The sequence below is a fragment of the Variovorax sp. UMC13 genome (genome assembly GCF_014170375.1).
Taxonomy (GTDB): Bacteria; Pseudomonadota; Gammaproteobacteria; order Burkholderiales; family Burkholderiaceae_C; genus Variovorax.
Map to the genome: position 1 here is coordinate 164,364 of NZ_LZZW01000010.1, position 17,379 is coordinate 181,742.

Here is a 17,379-nt window from a genome sequence, read left to right on the forward strand (position 1 = left end):
TCTTCATGGCCAAGCACAAGATCATCTCCGCCTACATCCGCTCACGCGAGCTGGCGCCCGGCCACGACCAGGCATGTGCGGCCGTGGCCCAGTCGCTCGGCCTCGAAACCGACACAGTGCGCGCCGTCGTCGACGAGCACCTGGCGCTGAGCCACGAGGAGCTGGCTTGACCAAGCTCACCAAGCAGCAATCGAAGCTGCACCAGCAGGCTATGGAGCTGGTGCATTCCGATAAAACGCTGAGCTGGGAGGATCGATCCTTCATCCTCGAGCACTATTTCGAAGCTCAAGGCCAGCTCAACGCCCTGGCCGGCGCATTCTTCACGCCTCACGGCCTTGCCCGCGACCTGTCTATCGAGGTGTGCTGCGGCAGCGGTCGGTTCAGCTTGGTCGACCTGTGCGCGGGCATCGGCATGCTGTCTTTTGCCTGCGAGCACAAGGACGCGGACATTACCTGCGTCGAGTTCTGCGAGGAGTACGTGTCCGTCGGGCGCCGCGTGGTGCCGTCGGCCAACTGGATTCACGCCGACGTTTTCACCGCAGAGCTGGGACGCTACGACTTCGCCGTCAGCAATCCGCCATTTGGCGCGATCAAAGGCGATCAGTTCGCCGGTCGCTATAGCGGTGGGCAGTTCGAATACAAGGTGATCGAGCGCGCCTCCTTGGTGGCAGACCACGGGGTCTTCATCCTGCCACAGCAGTCAGCACCATTCCGGTACTCGGGGGAGCGCGGTTATCGAGAGGAGATGACCGACAAGTGCCGCAAGTTCTGGCAACAGACTGGCATCGAGATGCAGCCGAGCTGTGGAATCGATACCGCCTACTACATTGGCGACTGGAAGGGCGTGAGCCCCATGTGCGAGGTCGTCTGCTGCGACTTCACGAACACGGAAACCATGCCGAAGGCCAATGGCGGCAGTCTGGTTTCTGCAGCAGAAGATTCGCAAGCTCATCAATTGGGTCTCGACCTGTTCGGCGAGTCCACGACAACTCGGCGCCAACGACTCGACCGCAAGGCCGAGGTCCGGCGGCGCGCAAGGACAGCGCTATGACCACCCCAGGTTTCATCGCCCTGTCCAGCGCCGTAGCGCGCACGAAGGACCAAATCTACCGCACGCACTGCGCTGCGACTGCTGGCGTGCCGCCGGTGGCCGTGCGCGCCTCCATGCGCTGCGTGCGCTGCTCGGGCCTGCTTACATACACCGTCTCGGCCATCGACGGCCGCACCACTGGCCGGTGCTCGAGCGCTGGCTGCCTGAACTGGGCGCTCTCCGCCTGAAAGAACCCAATGCCCAACACCAATGAACGAGATGCGCTGATCGCCGCGCTGAAATTCCACCCGAGCGCGTCGCACGTCAGCCCCGACTTCCGCGACCTGTTCAACAAGACGCTCGACCAGCACGCCGTCGCTCTCGCTGCCACCGCCCCCAATGCCGGGGCTCCGCTGGCCGATTCTCAGATCGTCATGCAAATCCTGAATGGCGGCGGCTGGGAGCTTTATCGCGCGGAGCCATGGGAGGCCCTCACCGACGAGGCCAACGCGGAGAAGGCATGGTTCGTCAAGCGCACCCGAGCTCCATTTTGTGACCAGCAGAGCATGCGCCAGTGGGCAGGTCCAACTGCCTTGTCTGCTTTCGCTACCGCGTTCTCTGCGCTGGGCCTCGTGATGCCGGCCGCCGCACCCGCGCAACAGGCCGGGGCTCCGCTGCCACTGGCGCCCAGCGAGGCGGCGCGCAGTTTCCGGCTGCTGCTAACCGCCGAGATCGGCGCGTCCATCGACGTTTCCGGAGACATCGCTCGCCAAGAGGCGCAAATCGACATGGCAGACCACCTGCTGGTCAAGTTCAACGAACTGTTCCCGGAGGCATCATGAGCGTTCCCGATTGGATGATCGACACACCGCAAGCATCGGTGGACGACTTGGCGGCGCTGGTTCGCAGACTCGCCCGGTCGCTCCGCAAAGCCGCGCCAGACAACGCTTTGCCAGACCAGGCACTGGACTACTTGCGCCGGCACGGCCTCGAAGCCTCAATCCTCCGCGCCACCCCACCCCAGGCCACACTCCCCGCCAGTGAGACGGTGGAGTTGGTTGCGAGCTATCGTGCGACCGCTGATGGCTTTGAAAAGATCACCACCCGCGCCCAGGCCCAGGCAGATGCGGCAGAGCCGGTGGGGGCGGACCTCTGGTATCTGCAAGACACCCGGCAATTCGTTGGCAACGATGTGCTGTGGTGGGCGAAGGACGGCAGGGGCTACACCACCGACCTGAGCAAGGCCCACGCCTTCGGTGCAGCGGAAGCGGCTCGACAGGAGGCGGCACGCGGCGTGGATCGCGCTTGGCCCAAGGCCTACATCGACGCCAAGGCCCGGCCTGCCGTCGACTTTCAGCACATCAACCACGCTGAGGCCCTTGCAGCCCAGGCCCCTGCTGTGCGGGGAGGTGAGCAGCAATGAACCTCTACCCCGAAACGATCACCAGCGAGGCAGCGCAGGCGGCCATGGAGGCTCACTCCAACATGGCACTGCTGGGTGCGATCACTGCCCTTTGCTCGAACAGTCTCAGCCACGGGGGCCGCATGCGCGCGGTCGAAAACCGAATCATGGCCATCTGCCACAAGGAATCCATCGCGCAACTCAAGATCATGGACCGGGCGCAAGGCCGGACTCAGGCACCCAGTGCAGCACTGCAGGCGGAGCAACCCAAATGAGCCGCAGCGGATACATCGACGACTACGACTATGAAGGCACTGGCGGCCTGTGGCGCGGCGCGGTCACACGGGCCATCAAGGGCAAGCGCGGACAGGCTCTGCTGCGCGAGACGCTGGCAGCACTCGACGCCATGCCGACGAAGGCCCTGGCGGCCGAGTCGCTGGTCACGGCGGATGGAGAGTTCTGCACGCTGGGCTCGGTGGGCGCGGTGCGCGGCCTGGACATGCTGAAGCTCGACCCCGAGGACTGGAATGCGGTGGCGAAGGCATTCAACGTCGCCCCTGCACTGGTGCGCGAGATCGTCTACGAGAACGACGAAGCCGGGGAGCACCTCGACGGGTGGCACTACATCGATGTTGAGGTCTATGGGCCTGTGCGCCCCTTCTATCCAGAGTACGGATCGCATCGCCATCCCCGCCGTGTCCAGTACTCCGAAGAAGAGGTGGCTCAGCGTCGATGGGCACGCATGCGCGCGTGGGTCCAAAGCCAAATCACGCCCACTCAGGCACCCAGCGCAGCGAAGAAAGAAGGCCAGCCATGACGACCACGATCAAGAAACGGGCCCCGATGCTCTGGATGCTCGTGAAGGTTCCTCAAATCACCGACGTTGGTAGCGGTGTCGACAAGACCGCTGGCAGCCTGCGCGCATGCATACGCGACAGCCATTTCGGCGGAGAGAAGGCTGCTGTTCGCAGGCTGACGAAAACCGAAGTGAAAGCCCTGCAATTTGTCGATGACAACAGGGCTCGAACGTGCACCGCAGACGACACCGAGGAACAGCCATGACCGCAGCACACGACACCCAGGCGCTGCTTCGGCAGGCACTGACTGCCCTGGAGTCTTGCGGCGCCGGCGCCGTGGAGGATGGCGGCCAGCAATGGTTCGATGACAAGCTGGTGGACGCGGCGCACGATGCCATTGAAAGCTATCTCGCCTCCCGCCTCCGGGAGCAGGAGGGGCATCCCGCGCCAATCGCTTGGGAAGCGACGACCTCGGCGTACATCAAGTTCATCACCCAGGAGCGCTACAGCCGCTTCGCGCCCGCCGTCCAGCGCTGGTACAAGCCCTACCGCTGCTCTTCCTGCGCCACCCTTGTCGCAGGCTCTCAAGCTGTGCAGGTGCCCGAGTGGAGGCCGATCGACAGCGCACCAATGGACGGAACCGCGGTGCTGGCCTTCTGGCAGCCGAGCATGTCCGACGTGGACGACCGCTGCTACGCGGTCACCCGTTTCGACGGCGCATGGCTCGACATGGAGGACGAAGAACTGAGCTACCGCGACCCGACGCACTGGCAGCCTCTCCCTGCCGCCCCTCTACAGCCTCTGGCTGGCGGGGAGGTGGGGAAGTGAGCTGCGAGTACTGCACCGACCCTGACGGCGCCCCATGCTTCCCGGCGTATGGCCTTGGGCCTCATCGCCATGTGCCCTATGGCAGCCCGCTGGGCCGCACCGTCATGCTGCCTGGCACCGAGCGCCCGGGCTTCACGCCGGACGCGGGCGACCCGTGCTACGGCACGCACTGGTGCCCGCACTGCGGCGACGGGAAGCCTGCTGCAGCCCTCGCACCCCACTCATCCAAAAGCAAGGGGGGCGTACCACCCATGGGTGGTATTTCCGATTCACCACCTGGAGGTAGTACGGCATGAGCGACCTGGTCCTCGCAGACGAAGAGCTGCGCACCGTGACGCACCTCAAGCAACCTGCGGCACAGGCGCGCTTCCTGGACCGCATGCGCGTACCCTACCGGCGCCGCGCCGACGGCACACTGCTGGTCGGCCGGTCGGCCATGGAGCGGGCCATGCTGGCCGACATCCCGCCGCCGGCGCGCGCACCGGCGAAGGCCGACACTTCCGGAATGAACTGGAGCATCCCTGCATGAATCGACCCCGCGACCGAGCTTCAGCCCTGGGCCTGCTGCCGCGCATGGAGGCGCGCCCGCTGAAGAATGGCGGTTTCGCGTACCGCTATCACCCCGTCGGAGGCGCCCCAATCCCGTTGGGACGCGACCGCGCGGCCGCGCTGCAGCAGGTGCTGGACCTCAACGGGCGCGCCAGCGACCAGGGCACGATCGGCCGGTTGTGGCGCCTGTACGAGCTCGGGCCGGACTTCAAGCGGCTGGCCGACGCGACGAAGGTGCAGTACCGCGACAACTGGAAGCAGCTGGCCAAGGTCTTCGAGAACAGCCTGGCCGTGGCCATCAAGCCGCCGCACGTGGTGCGCTACCTGCGCACCGAGCGCGCGTCAGCGCCGATCGTGGCCAACCGCGAGGTCGCGCTACTGTCGAACCTGTTCAACCTGGCCGTCGAGCTGGGCGAGGTCGACCGCAACCCCTGCAAGGAGGTGCGCCGCAACCCAGAGGAATCGCGCGACCGCCTGGTCGAGAAGAAGGAGCTGGACCCGTTCGTCGCGTGGGCCCTGCAACAGGGGCCGAGTGCGATGGTGCTGACCAGCATGGCGCAGTTCTCGGCGCTGGCCGGCAACCGGCGCGCCGAGTTCCTGGCGCTGCATTGGCCGCAGGTCGACGACGAGGTGATCCGCCTGCAGCGCGCAAAGCAGCGCAGCAAGAAGACGAAGCGGGAGCTCGTGGGGATGAGCGACGCGCTCCGGGTGGTGCTGGACCGCATGCGCGCGATGCCTGCCTACTCGCCGATGGGACCGGTCTTCGCCGCGCCGCGCACCGGGCGCGCCTACACCGAGAGCGGCTTCAAGACGATGTGGGGCCGGCTGATGGACAAGGCGCTGGAGGAAAAGGTCATCGAAACGCGCTTCACATTCCACGACTTGCGCGCGCACTACACGACCTATTTCAAGCTGCAGTTTGGCGAATTGCCCGAGCTGCATGCCGATCGGAAGACGACGGAAGGTGTGTACGAGCGGAGCCGCGAGGTGCGGCGCGAGGCGCTCTGAATTCCCAATTTGGGAATTAGTAGCCTGTCGCGGAGTGCCCTGCGGCTGCTGCGGGCAAAGAAAAAGGCACCTAAGTGCCTGATTCTGTTCTAGATTTTTTGGGGTGGCTGATGGGACTCGAACCCACGACGACCAGAATCACAATCTGGGACTCTACCAGCTGAGCTACAGCCACCGAAGAGTCTTCTATTCTAACGTGAAAATCAGCGTGCGGAAGCCTCGGCGGGCTGCGGCACGAGAATTTGTGCCTTGAAGCGTTCCTTGAGCAGCTCGTAGTACGCCAGGTTCTCGGCCGCCGTCACGACCTGGACGAACTGGGCGTTCTCCTGCTTGGCGCCGTCGGGCGTGGGCGCCACGCGCGCCACATCCTTGACCACGCGCACCACGGCATAGCCTTCGCTGCCCAGGTCCACACCCACCAGTGCCGGCAGGCGCGTGGCATCGGCGCGCAATGCGGCCTCGACCAGCGCTTGCGGCTGCGACTGCGCATCGAGGCGCGACAGCGTGAGCGGGGCGCCGAGCGCGGCGCTGGCCGGGGTGGCCTGCCAAGCGGCGAGCTTGGCCTCGCCCTCGGCCTTGGCCAGTGCCGCGGCGCGCTGCGCGATCAGCAGGGTGCGCACCGATTCCTTGACCTCGGCCAGCGGCAGCGCATGGGCGGCTTCGTACTTCACGACGCGGCCCGAGGCCAGCTGGTTGGGGCCGATCTCGATGGCCTCGGTGTTGTGCTTGCGGGACAGCGAATCGGCCGCGAACAGCGCCGACAGGAAGTTGGTGCTGGCCAACGGGCCGGTCGCGCCAGGCTGCGGCGTGCGGGCCACGTTGGCGGCGGTGCGGATCGTCAGCTTGAGCGCGTCGGCGGCCGGCTTAAGGCTGTCGGGCTGCTGGTAGACGGTGTCGGTGAAGGTCTCGGCGGCCTTGGCGAATTCCTGCGTGGCCTGCTGGCCGCGCACCTCGTTCTCGATCGTCGCGCGCGCCTGCTCGAAGGGCTGCAGCACGCCCGGCTTGATGTCCTTGAGCTGGATGATGTGGTAGCCGAACTCGCTCTCGACGATATTGCTGATCTCGCCCTTCTTGAGCGCGAACATCGCGTCCTCGAACGGCTTGACCATCGCGCCGCGCGTGACGAAGTCGAGGTCGCCGCCCTTCTCGGCCGAGCCCGGGTCCTGCGAGTTCTTGCGCGCCACGTCGGCAAAGGTCTCGGGCGCCTTCTTGACCTGGGCCAGCAGCTGCTCGGCCTTGGCGCGCGCGGCTTCGCGCTCGGACTTGGAGGCGCTCGCGGGTGCGGTGATCAGGATATGGCTCGCGCGGCGTTCCTCGGGCGTGCCGAAGCGCGCGCCGTTCTGCTCGTAGTAGCTCTTGAGGTCGGCCTCGGTCACATTGATGTTCTTCTTCGCGGCATCGAGGTCGAGCACCAGGTACTCGACGCTGGCCTGCTCGGGCGCCTGGAACTGCGCCGAATGGTCCTTGTAGTAGGCCTCGATGTCGGCATCGCTGACCGTGACCTTGGCCTTGAAGTCGGCCGGGTTGAAGCGCGCCAGCTGCACCTCGCGGCGATCGTAGAAGGCATTGAAGGTGGCTTGCGCCTGCGCGGGCGTTGCGAAGGCCGTGCCGGACACGCCCAGCAGCACCTGCTGCGTGGCGAGGTCGGAACGCACCGCGGCTTCGTACTGCTCCGGCGTGCGGCCGGTGGCCATCTGGAAGCGCTCGCGGTCGAACTTGCCGTCGGCGGTGCGGAACGAGGCCAAGCTGGTGTCTTCGGCGAACAGGCGGGCGAGTCGGTCTTCCGAGACGGTCATGTTCGACTTGGCGGCCGCGGCGGCCAGCACGCGGTCGCGCACCATGCGCTCCAGCGTGGCGTAGCGCGCGGCATCCGAATCGAGCACCGCGGGCTCGACGTTGGGCATCTGGCGGCGGATGCGGTCGACCTCGTTGCGGTGCTGCTGGTCCCACTCGGGGCGGGTGATGTCATGACCGTCGACGCGCGCCACCTTCTCACCCTTCTGGTCGCCCTGGTACCGGTCGACGCCGAACAGCACGAAGGACGGAATGATCAGCAAGAACAAGAAGCCCATGACGATCTTGTTGTACCTGCGGAAGAACTCAAACATGCTTGAAGACTCTCTGTGACGAATGCCGGAAGGCAAAACAAAAAGGCGAACATCTGTTCGCCTGGTTGCCGGGTGGTGAACGCCGAAGGCCTCGCGCCGCGGCTGGCTCCCGGCGAGGGAATTGGCAGGCCCGGCGAATCGACGACTCATCCAGGGCGGCCGACCAGCGTTGCGAACGGCCTGACGGGGCCTGCCCATTTTATCAGCATGGTCGGGCACCCCGCGATCAGCCTCGCGGCAGGGGGCGGTTTAAGCGCTGCGTGGCGTGCCCAAAGAAAAAGGGCCCGGATCGCTCCGGGCCCTTTCACATGGATTCACGCACAAACGGGTGGTGGGTGCTGACGGTCTCGAACCGCCGACCTGCGCCGTGTAAAGGCGACGCTCTACCAACTGAGCTAAGCACCCCCGCTGTGCAGCGAAGGATTGTCTCTCAGTTCAGCGCGTCTTTCAGCGCCTTGCCCGGACGAAACTTCGGAATTTTTGCAGCCTTGATCTTGATGGCCTCGCCAGTGCGCGGGTTGCGGCCCGTGCGTGCCGCGCGCTTGCCCACCGCGAAAGTACCGAAACCGACGAGCGACACGGAGTTGCCCTTCTTGAGCGTTGTACGAATGGCGCCGATGGTGGACTCGAGCGCGCGCGTGGCGGCGGCTTTGGAGATGTCGGCGTTTTTTGCGATGTGCTCAATCAGTTCGGTCTTGTTCACAAGGGCCCCTCAAAGGAAAAGTGGATCGGTTTTCATCAGATGCACGGCGGGCTCGCGGCGGAACACTCGGCGACGGATACGCAGGCGAATCTGACGTGTCGGCAGCGGACCGCCGACGATGATTACAACCACAGGGCTACGGGGTGTCAATAAGTCGCGCGCCCGTGCCGCCCTGCGGGGACGGCGATTCTAGGGCCTGTTCGCCCGGATTCCGGGATCGCGCGGGATGAACCCCGACCGATGACAGGCGCAAGCGCGCGGCAAGGCTTGCACCTTGCCGCGCGGGCAGCGCTGCGGACGGCTGCGGATCAGAGCGCTTCGGCGATCGCGCGGCCCAGGTCCGAGGTGCCGGCCGTGCCGCCGATGTCGGCCGTGCGCGGCGCGCCGCTGTCGGGTGCGAGCACCTTCTCGATTGCGCCCAGGATCGCGTCGTGCGCGTCCTTGTGGCCCAGGAACTCGAGCATCATCGCGCCGCACCAGATCTGGCCGATCGGGTTGGCGATGCCCTTGCCCGCGATGTCGGGCGCCGAGCCGTGCACAGGTTCGAACAGCGAGGGCGTGGTGCGCTCGGGGTTGAGGTTGGCGCTGGGCGCGATGCCGATGGTGCCGGTGCAGGCCGGGCCCAGGTCGGACAGGATGTCGCCGAACAGGTTGCTCGCCACCACCACGTCGAAGAAGTCCGGGCGCTGCACGAAGTGCGCGGTCAGGATGTCGATGTGGAACTTGTCGAGCGTGATGCCCGGGTAGTTCTTGGCCATCGCGGCCACGCGCTCGTCCCAGTAGGGCATGGTGATCGAGATGCCGTTGGACTTGGTGGCGCTGGTCAGGTGCTTCTTGGGCCGCGACTGCGCGAGCTCGAAGGCGAACTTGAGCACGCGGTCGACGCCGATGCGCGACATCACGGTCTCCTGCACCACGATCTCGCGCGACGTGCCTTCGTACATGCGCCCGCCGATGCTCGAGTACTCGCCTTCGGTGTTCTCGCGCACGATGTACATGTCGATCTCGCCGGGCTGGCGCGGCGTGCCGTCGCGGCGCACCACCGGCGCGACGATGCCGGGCATCAGGCGCGCGGGGCGCAGGTTGATGTACTGGTCGAACTCGCGGCGGAACAGCAGCAGCGAGCCCCACAGCGAGATGTGGTCGGCGATCTTCTCGGGCCAGCCGACGGCGCCGAAGTAGATCGCGTCATGGCCGCCGATCTGGTCCTTCCAGTTGTCGGGCAGCATCTTGCCGTGCTTCTCGCAGTAGTCCCAGCTCGAGAAATCGAAGTGGTCGAACTTCAGGTCGATGCCGAACTTGCGTGCGGCCGCGTCGAGCACGCGCACGCCCTCGGGCATGGTTTCCTTGCCGATGCCGTCGCCGGCGATGACTGCGATGCGATGGGTGCTCATGGTCAGATGTCCTTGGAAGAAGAAGAGTTGTCGTCTCTGGATTTTTGAAAGAAGGCCAGCGCCTCGCGCAGCAGCGCGTCGGGCGCTTCCTCGGGAAGGTAGTGACCGCAGGGCAGCGTGCCGCCCGTCACGTCGTCGGCGACCTCGCGCCACAGCGCCAGCACGTCGAAGCATTTTCCGACCACGCCGTGTTCGCCCCACAGCACGCGCAGCGGCTGCGCGAGGCGACGGCCGGCGGCGATGTCTTCGCGGTCGTGCACCAGGTCGATGGAGGCCGAGGCACGGTAGTCCTCGCACACCGCCTCGGCCGTGCCGGGCAATGCCGCGCAGCGTTCGTATTCGGCCAGGGCCTCGGGCGCGAAGGGCGCGAGGCCCGCATGCCGGCCGCCCATCACGCTGCGCACGTAGCGCGCCGGATCGGAGGACAGCAGGGCCTCGGGCAGCGGCGGCGGCTGGATCAGGAAGAACCAGTGCCAGTAGGCGCGCGCGAAGGCCTCGGAGGTGTTGGCGTACATGGCCAGCGTGGGCGCGATGTCCAGCAGCAGCAGGCGCTCGACCGCGGCCGGATGGTCGGCTGCGAGCCGATGCGCCACGCGCGCGCCGCGGTCGTGGGCCAGCACCTGGAAGCGATCGAAGCCGTGGTGCCGCATCACGGCCACCGCATCCAGCGCCATCTCGCGCTTGCTGTAGGCGATGTGTTCGGCGTCGGCCGCGGGCCGGCCCGAGTCGCCGTAGCCACGCAGGTCCATCAGCACCACGGTGAAATGCGCCGCCAGCGCAGGCGCCACGCGGTGCCAGATCGCATGCGTCTGCGGATGGCCGTGCAGCAGCAGCAGCGCCGGGCCGCGGCCACCGATGCGGCCGTGCAGCGCGACGCCGTCGCGTTGCAGGTCGAAGGGGGTGAAGTCTTTGAACACGCGTCGATTGTGCGTTGCCCTCCCCTTCTCTTCAAGCAACAATCATCGAATTGATTATTTCCCATGGGGCCTGAATGGAACGCGCCGATCTCGAACTCGTGACCACCGTGCGGCACCGCGGCAGCCTGGCCGCGGCCGCGGCGGCGCTGGGCGTCGCGCCCTCGGTGGTCACCAAGCGGCTGGCCGCGCTCGAGGGCCGGTTGGGCCAGCGCCTGTTCGAGCGCACCACGCGCCGGCTCAACCTCACGGTCGAGGGCGAGGCCGTGTGCCTGCATGCCGACAAACTGCTCGAAGGTTTCGCCGCGCTCGAGGCCGAACTCAGCGAGCGCCACAGCGCGCTGCGCGGCCGGCTGCGCATCGCCGCCACGCTGGGCTTCGGCCGGCGCTGGGTCGGGCCGGCGCTGGCCGAATTCCAGCAGCGCCATCCAGGGCTGCAGATCGACCTGCAGCTCAGCGAGCAGCTGCCCGACCTGGGCGCCGACGGCTACGACGGCGCGCTGTGGCTGTGGTCGGTGCAGGGGGCGCACAGCGCGCACTGGATTTCGCGCCGGCTCGCGCGCAACCAGCGCATCCTGGTCGCGTCGCCGGCCTACCTGTCGGCCCACGGCACGCCGCGTGCGCTGGAGGAACTCGCGACGCACGCCTGCCTGATCGTGCGCGAGAACACCGAGGCCCAGGGCGCGGGCCGGGAGCACTGGGCGCTCAAGCACGACAAGGAGAGCGCGCTGTCGCGCGTGCGGGTACAGGGGCCGCTGTCGAGCAATTCGGGCGAGATGGTGCGCGACTGGTGCCTCGCGGGCCGCGGCATCATGCTGCGCAGCCTCTGGGACATCGCGCCGCAACTGGCCGCGGGCGAACTGGTACGGGTGCTGCCGCACCACGCGATGCCCGACGCCGACATCCACTGGATCGCGCCCTGGCGGCCCAAGACGCCGCGCCGCGTGCGGCTGCTGATCGACTTCCTGGCCGAGCAGTTCCGCAGCGAGCCCTGGAAGCCCTAGCCGGGCCGGCTCTCGCGCACCACCAGGCCCACGCCCAGCGCCGTGACCGCGGTGCCGATCAGCGTCAGCGCCGTGATCTGCTCGGAGAACAGCAGCCAGGCCATCAGCGCGGTGGTGGGCGGCACCAGGTAGAGCAGGCTGGTGACGGCCGTGGCCGTGCCGCGCTGGATCAGCATGTAGAACAGCGAGCTGCCGCCCAGCGACAGCACCAGCACCGACCAGGCCATGGCGCCCCCCGAGTGCAGGTTCCATTGGATCGGCGCGGTCTCGAGCAAGGCCAGCGGCGCCGTGACCAGCAGGGCCGCGCCGAACTGCACCAGGCTCGCGCTGCGCACGTCGCAGGGCGCGACGAAACGCTTCTGGTAGAGCGTGCCGGCGGTGATCGACACCAGCGCGGCCAGGGCCAGGCTCATGGTCAGCAGGCTGACCTCGCCGCTGTCGCCGAACTTGCGCGACACCACCATCACCAGCCCCGCGAAGCCCAGCAGCAGGCCGGCCCACTGCCGCCGTGTGATCGTGCCGCCGCGCATCGACAGCCAGAGGCCGGTCAGCACCGGCTGCAGGCCCACCATCAGCGCCACCAGGCCCGCGCCCATGCCCGCATGGACCGCGGCCCAGACGCCGGCCAGGTAGCCCGCGTTCACCAGCACGCCGGTCACGGCCAGGTGCCCCACCTGCCCGCGCGTGGCCGGCAGGGCGACGCGGGCCAGGCCGACCCACACGGCGAAGCACAGCAGGGAGAGCAGGTAGCGCAGCGCCAGGAACTTGAGCGGCGGCGCATAGGGCATGCCGTAGCGCGCGACGATGAAGCCGGTGCTCCAGATCAGCACGAACACGCCCGGCAGCACGCGCAGCCAGCCCGCGGTGCGGGCGGCCACCGCCGCGGTCATTTGGTGCGGGCCCGGATCTCGGGGATGGCCTTCTGCAGGTAGTACACCATCGACCAGACGGTGAGCACGGCCGACACCCAGATCAGCCACTGGCCCCAGAGGCCGGTGTCGATGAAGCCGAACAGGTGGCCGTCGAACAGCAGGAAGGGAATGGCCACCATCTGGACCACGGTCTTGACCTTGCCGATCATGTGCACCGCCACGCTCTTGGCGGCGCCGATCTGCGCCATCCATTCACGCAAGGCCGAGATCGCGATCTCGCGGCCGATGATGATCAGCGCCACGAACACGTCGGCGCGCTGCAGGTGGACCAGCACCAGCAGGGAGGCGCAGACCAGGAACTTGTCGGCCACCGGATCGAGGAAGGCGCCGAAGGCCGAGGTCTGGTTGAGCTTGCGCGCGAGGAAGCCGTCGAGCCAGTCGGTGGCGGCGAACACGATGAACATCACCGTGGCGATGAGGTTGCGCATCGGCTCGGCGATGGGCAGGTAGAAGACGCCCACGATCAAGGGGATCGCGATGATTCGCGTCCAGGTCATGATCGTCGGCAGGGTCCAGAACATGCCACGATTGTGCATGACGCGAACGGATGTCATCGGGGGCGATCCATCAATGCAGTGCGCGGTAGATTTCCTCGGCCAGATCGGAGGCGATGCCCTCGACCGACGCGATGTCCTCCACGCTCGCGGCCGCCACGCCGCGGATGCCGCCGAAGCGCTGCAGCAGGCGGGCCCGGCGCTTCGGCCCGATGCCCGGGATGTCCTCGAGCTGGCTGCCGCCCACCCGCACCTTGGCGCGCTTGGCGCGCATGCCGGTGATGGCGAAGCGGTGCGCCTCGTCGCGGATCTGCGCCACCAGCATCAGCGCGGCCGAGTCCTTGCCCAGGTAGACCTTCTCGCGGCCATCGGCGAACACCAGTTCCTCCAGCCCGACCTTGCGGCCTTCGCCCTTCTCCACGCCGACGATCAGCGACAGCGGCAGGCCGAGTTCGCTAAACACCTCGCGCGCCATGGAGACCTGGCCCTTGCCGCCGTCGACCAGCACCAGGTCGGGCATGCGCGCGGCGCGGGTGGCCGGCGGCGCGTCGCTGCCCGCGCCGTCGGCATCGCCGGGCGTGGGCGCGTCGGTCTCTGACGCCATGGCCTCGGCCAGCTTGGCGTAGCGGCGGTGCAGCACCTGGCGCATGGCCGCATAGTCGTCGCCCGGCGTGATGCCCTCGATGTTGTAGCGGCGGTACTCGCGGTTCTGCATCGCGTGGTGCTCGAACACCACGCAGGAAGCCTGCGTCGCTTCGCCCGCGGTGTGCGAGATGTCGAAGCACTCGACGCGGAAGCTGTCGAGGTCGTCGGGCGCGAGCTCCAGCGCATCGGCCATCGCGCGGGTGCGGGCCTGCTGCGAGCCCTCCTCGGCCAGCAGCCGCGCGAGCTGCAGGTCGGCGTTGGTCTGGGCCATCTCGAGCCAGTGGCGGCGCTGCTCGCGCGGCTGGAACACGGCCGTGATGCGCACGCCGGCCTGCTGCGAGATCGCCTCGACCAGTTCGCGGCCCACGGGCTGGCCCAGCACCAGCGTGGCCGGCACCGGCACGTCGATGTAGTGCTGGGCGATGAAAGCCTCGAGCACCTGCACCTCGATCGGATCGGCGACCGCCGATTCGCCGTCCAGCTCGCCCTCGTGGATCTGGGCCGCATCCTCCACGTGCACCGGAAAGTAGGCGCGGTCGCCCAGGTGCCGGCCGCCGCGCACCATCGCGAGGTTGACGCAGGCCTTGCCGCCCTGCACCTTGACCGCCAGGATGTCGACGTCCTTGTCGGAGGCGATCTCGATCGACTGCTGATGCAGCACGCGCGAGATGGCCGACATCTGGTTGCGCAGCTCGGCCGCCTGCTCGAACTCGAGCTTCTCGGCATGGGTGGTCATGCGCTGCTCGAGCTTGGAGAGCACGGCCTGGGTGTCGCCCATCAGAAAAGCCTCGGCGCTGGCCACGTCCTGCGCGTAGGCCTCGGGGCCGATGTGGCCGACGCATGGGGCGCTGCAGCGCTTGATCTGGTAGAGCAGGCAGGGCCGGGTGCGGTTGGCGTAGACCGTGTCCTCGCAGGTGCGCAGCTTGAAGACCTTCTGCAGCAGCTGGATCGATTCCTTGACCGCCCAGGCGCTCGGGTACGGACCGAAGAAGCGGTGCTTGCGGTCGGTCGCGCCGCGGTAATAGGCCAGGCGCGGAAAGGCGTGCGCCGCGATCTTCAGGTAGGGGTAGCTCTTGTCGTCGCGGAACAGGATGTTGTAGCGCGGCTTGAGCGTCTTGATCAGGTTGTTCTCGAGCAGCAGCGCCTCGGCCTCGGAGCGCACCACGGTGGTCTCCATGCGCACGATCTTGGAGATCATGTGGCCGATGCGGGTGCCGCCATGGCTCTTCTGGAAATAGTTGGCGACCCGCTTCTTCAGGTTGCGCGCCTTGCCCACGTAGAGCACGGCGCCGGCCGCGTCGAAATAGCGGTAGACGCCCGGCAACTGCGGCAGGGCCGCGACTTCGCTGAGGAGTTGATCGGAATGCACGTCGGACATGGCGGCTATTGTGGCTTGCAGGAAAAACCGTGGTCGCCGCAAGTCGGGACCTCCCCGCTGTGCCACAGGTGAAAGCTGGGGCAAGATCGAAGGGTTGGCACGACACGTGCTCAACGAAGAAGTCGCGTCATGCGACTTTTGTTTTTCAAGAAATCCCAAAAAAATACCAATGAAGAAAAATCAGCCCTGGTGGGTTCTCACGCCGATCGCCCTGTCGCTCTCGCTCTTCGGATGCGGTGGCAGCGACAACAACGGTCCCGTCACCGTCACCCCGCCGATCACTGTCACGCCCCCGGTCGCGGTCGACAACAGCTGCCTCACGACCAACCCCGGCACCACGCCCGTGGTGGTCGGCTCCGGCGTCCCCGGCGACCCGGCCGCGCCCGAACCGGCCTCCGGCTATGTGCTCGGCCACAAGCTGGTCACGGCCAAGAGCTACATGGTGGTGGCCAACCACCCGCTGGCCACCAAGGCCGGCTGCGACGTTCTCAAGGCCGGCGGCAGCGCCGCCGACGCGGCGATCGCGGTGCAGGCCGTGCTCGCGCTGGTCGAACCTCAGTCGAGCAGCCTGGCCGGCGGCGCCTTCATGCTCTATTACGACGTGAAGACCAACAAGGTCCAGGCCTACGACGGCCGCGAGACGGCCCCGGCCGCCGCCACCGCCGACTACCTGCGCTACATCGACGCGTCCAACCAGACGGTCCCGAAACCCAACGCGCGCGGCAGCGGCCGCTCCATCGGCACGCCCGGCGTGATGCGCATGCTCGAGATGGCGCACGGCGACCACGGCAAGCTGGCCTGGAAGGACCTGTTCGGCGAAGGCACGCGGCTCGCGACCGACGGCTTCAAGATCGGCGGGCGCATGGCCGCGGCCATCGAAGGATCGAAAGATGCGCTGAAGCGTGATGCCGAAGCCACCGCCTACTTCTTCGATGCAGCCGGCGCGCCCAAGCCGCTCGGCGCCACGCTGACCAACCCGCCCTACGCCGCGGTGCTCAAGGCCATGGCCAGCCAGGGCGCAGACGCGCTGTACACCGGCAAGATCGCCGAAGACATCGTCGCCAAGATCGGCATCACGCAGGCCGTCGACGGTTCGCCCATCACGCCCGGCCTGACCACGCTGGACGACCTGAAGAACTACCGCCCCAAGCGCCGCGATCCGGTCTGCACGACCTACCGCGCCTACTACATCTGCAGCATGTCGCCGCCGTCCTCGGGCGGCATCGGCGTGCTGTCGGCGCTGGGCATCCTGGAAAACTTCAATCTCGACCTGTACAAGCCGACCAACGTGGACCTCGAAGGCGGCAAGCCCACGGTGATGGGCGTGCACCTGGTGACCGAAGCCGAGCGCCTGGCCTATGCCGACCGCGACAAGTATGTGGCCGACACCGACTTCGTGCCCCTGCCCGGCGGCAGCGCGAACACGCTGCTCAACAAGGACTACATGCGTCTGCGCGCCGACCTGATCCGGACGACCAAGACCATGGGCGTCGCGCCGGCCGGTGACTTCGGCCTGCCGCCGATCGGCGTGGACACGACCGTCGAGCATGGCACGACCCACTTCTCGATCGTCGACAAGGAAGGCAACGTGGTCACGATGACGACCACCGTCGAAGGCTCGATGGGTTCGTTCCACATGAGCCACGGTATCCTGCTGAACAACCAGCTGACCGACTTCAACGCCTCGCCCACCGACAGCACCGGCGCGCTGGTGCCCAACCGTGTCGCACCGGGCAAGCGCCCGCGCAGCACGATGGCGCCCACCATGGTCTTCCGTGGCAGTGGCCCTGGCGATTTCGTGATGGCCACCGGTTCGCCGGGCGGCGGCACGATCATCCAGTACGTGGTCAAGACCGTGGTCGGCGCCCTCGACTGGGGCCTCGATGCACAGCAGGCGACCTCGCTGGTCGATTTCGGTGCCAGCAACTCCAACCCGCCCTCGACCTCGGTCGGCCGTGAGCATCCGAACATCGTCAAGACCCCGCTCGGCAACGGAACAGACGATGCCGGCGCCAACGATCCGCTGGTGCTCGGCCTCAAGGCCCTCGGCCACAACGTCTCGACCAGCGCGCAGTCCAGCGGCATCAGCACCATCATCCGCGTGAAGAACAACACCGGCTCGGTGCTGACCGGCGGCGCCGACCCGCGCCGTGAAGGCATCGTGCTGGGCGACGTCGTCACGCCCTGACAACG

The 17,379-nt window shown here is 67.2% G+C and carries 20 protein-coding genes and 2 tRNA genes; 13 read left to right on the forward strand and 9 right to left on the reverse strand.

What is annotated here, in order from left to right; translation table 11 throughout:
• The first annotated feature begins 5 nt into the window (after positions 1–5).
• From A9977_RS05830 to A9977_RS34165, 11 genes are all read left to right on the forward strand, one after another.
• Entirely contained in the window at positions 6–170 is a 165-nt protein-coding gene (locus tag A9977_RS05830) for a hypothetical protein (protein ID WP_183023936.1), read from the forward strand.
• A complete protein-coding gene (locus tag A9977_RS05835) occupies positions 167–1,051 on the forward strand; it encodes a hypothetical protein (RefSeq protein ID WP_220811539.1) in 885 nt (294 codons plus the stop codon). Before A9977_RS05830 ends, A9977_RS05835 begins: the two co-directional genes overlap by 4 nt.
• Positions 1,048–1,278, forward strand: a complete 231-nt coding sequence (locus A9977_RS05840; protein ID WP_183023937.1) for a hypothetical protein — start codon at positions 1,048–1,050, stop codon at positions 1,276–1,278. The genes A9977_RS05835 and A9977_RS05840 overlap by 4 nt, the downstream gene beginning before the upstream one ends.
• Positions 1,279–1,287: 9 nt before the next feature.
• Positions 1,288–1,872 (forward strand): hypothetical protein, encoded by a 585-nt coding sequence (locus A9977_RS05845; RefSeq protein WP_183023938.1) that lies wholly within the window; start codon positions 1,288–1,290, stop codon positions 1,870–1,872.
• On the forward strand, positions 1,869–2,453 hold the full coding sequence (locus A9977_RS05850) for a hypothetical protein (RefSeq protein ID WP_183023939.1): 585 nt from the start codon (positions 1,869–1,871) through the stop codon (positions 2,451–2,453). The genes A9977_RS05845 and A9977_RS05850 overlap by 4 nt, the downstream gene beginning before the upstream one ends.
• Entirely contained in the window at positions 2,450–2,707 is a 258-nt protein-coding gene (locus A9977_RS05855; protein ID WP_183023940.1) for a hypothetical protein, read from the forward strand. The genes A9977_RS05850 and A9977_RS05855 overlap by 4 nt, the downstream gene beginning before the upstream one ends.
• Positions 2,704–3,249, forward strand: a complete 546-nt coding sequence (locus A9977_RS05860; RefSeq protein ID WP_183023941.1) for a hypothetical protein — start codon at positions 2,704–2,706, stop codon at positions 3,247–3,249. The genes A9977_RS05855 and A9977_RS05860 overlap by 4 nt, the downstream gene beginning before the upstream one ends.
• Positions 3,246–3,494 (forward strand): hypothetical protein, encoded by a 249-nt coding sequence (locus A9977_RS05865; protein WP_183023942.1) that lies wholly within the window; start codon positions 3,246–3,248, stop codon positions 3,492–3,494. Before A9977_RS05860 ends, A9977_RS05865 begins: the two co-directional genes overlap by 4 nt.
• Positions 3,491–4,057 (forward strand): DUF551 domain-containing protein, encoded by a 567-nt coding sequence (locus A9977_RS05870; RefSeq protein ID WP_183023943.1) that lies wholly within the window; start codon positions 3,491–3,493, stop codon positions 4,055–4,057. Before A9977_RS05865 ends, A9977_RS05870 begins: the two co-directional genes overlap by 4 nt.
• 292 nt (positions 4,058–4,349) lie before the next feature.
• The gene (locus tag A9977_RS05875) at positions 4,350–4,586 is read left to right on the forward strand and encodes a DUF4224 domain-containing protein (RefSeq protein ID WP_183023944.1); all 237 of its coding nucleotides are present in this window, start codon (positions 4,350–4,352) and stop codon (positions 4,584–4,586) included.
• Positions 4,583–5,614, forward strand: coding sequence for a tyrosine-type recombinase/integrase (locus tag A9977_RS34165; RefSeq protein WP_259651830.1), 1,032 nt, complete (start codon positions 4,583–4,585; stop codon positions 5,612–5,614). The genes A9977_RS05875 and A9977_RS34165 overlap by 4 nt, the downstream gene beginning before the upstream one ends.
• A gap of 99 nt (positions 5,615–5,713) precedes the next feature.
• On the opposite strand, the gene A9977_RS05885 is transcribed toward A9977_RS34165, so the two are convergent.
• From A9977_RS05885 to A9977_RS05910, 6 genes are all read right to left on the reverse strand, one after another.
• Positions 5,714–5,789 (reverse strand) — tRNA-His (locus A9977_RS05885).
• Positions 5,790–5,817: 28 nt separating this feature from the next.
• On the reverse strand, positions 5,818–7,722 hold the full coding sequence (locus A9977_RS05890) for a SurA N-terminal domain-containing protein (protein ID WP_183023945.1): 1,905 nt from the start codon (positions 7,720–7,722) through the stop codon (positions 5,818–5,820).
• A 329-nt stretch (positions 7,723–8,051) separates the two neighbouring features.
• Positions 8,052–8,127: transfer RNA gene (locus A9977_RS05895), tRNA-Val, on the reverse strand.
• Between the two features lie 25 nt (positions 8,128–8,152).
• Entirely contained in the window at positions 8,153–8,425 is a 273-nt protein-coding gene (locus A9977_RS05900; protein ID WP_183023946.1) for an HU family DNA-binding protein, read from the reverse strand.
• A gap of 308 nt (positions 8,426–8,733) precedes the next feature.
• The gene (locus A9977_RS05905; protein WP_183023947.1) at positions 8,734–9,819 is read right to left on the reverse strand and encodes a tartrate dehydrogenase; all 1,086 of its coding nucleotides are present in this window, start codon (positions 9,817–9,819) and stop codon (positions 8,734–8,736) included.
• Positions 9,820–9,821: 2 nt separating this feature from the next.
• Positions 9,822–10,736, reverse strand: coding sequence for an alpha/beta fold hydrolase (locus A9977_RS05910; RefSeq protein WP_183023948.1), 915 nt, complete (start codon positions 10,734–10,736; stop codon positions 9,822–9,824).
• Between the two features lie 74 nt (positions 10,737–10,810).
• Here A9977_RS05910 and A9977_RS05915 point away from each other — a divergent pair, with 74 nt between their 5' ends.
• Positions 10,811–11,737, forward strand: coding sequence for a LysR family transcriptional regulator (locus A9977_RS05915; protein WP_183023949.1), 927 nt, complete (start codon positions 10,811–10,813; stop codon positions 11,735–11,737).
• Here A9977_RS05915 and A9977_RS05920 read toward each other — a convergent pair.
• Genes A9977_RS05920 through uvrC form a run of 3 tightly spaced genes read right to left on the reverse strand, consistent with a single transcriptional unit; the run spans position 11,734 to position 15,186 of the window.
• On the reverse strand, positions 11,734–12,627 hold the full coding sequence (locus tag A9977_RS05920; RefSeq protein ID WP_183023950.1) for a DMT family transporter: 894 nt from the start codon (positions 12,625–12,627) through the stop codon (positions 11,734–11,736). The two genes, A9977_RS05915 and A9977_RS05920, sit on opposite strands and share 4 nt — an antisense overlap.
• On the reverse strand, positions 12,624–13,190 hold the full coding sequence (pgsA, locus tag A9977_RS05925; RefSeq protein ID WP_183024135.1) for a CDP-diacylglycerol--glycerol-3-phosphate 3-phosphatidyltransferase: 567 nt from the start codon (positions 13,188–13,190) through the stop codon (positions 12,624–12,626). The genes A9977_RS05920 and pgsA overlap by 4 nt, the downstream gene beginning before the upstream one ends.
• 46 nt (positions 13,191–13,236) lie before the next feature.
• A complete protein-coding gene (uvrC, locus tag A9977_RS05930; RefSeq protein WP_183023951.1) occupies positions 13,237–15,186 on the reverse strand; it encodes an excinuclease ABC subunit UvrC in 1,950 nt (649 codons plus the stop codon).
• Between the two features lie 169 nt (positions 15,187–15,355).
• Between uvrC and A9977_RS05935 the strand changes: the two genes are divergently transcribed.
• Complete coding sequence (locus tag A9977_RS05935) at positions 15,356–17,374, forward strand: gamma-glutamyltransferase family protein (protein ID WP_183023952.1); 2,019 nt, start codon at positions 15,356–15,358, stop codon at positions 17,372–17,374.
• Positions 17,375–17,379: the final 5 nt, after the last annotated feature.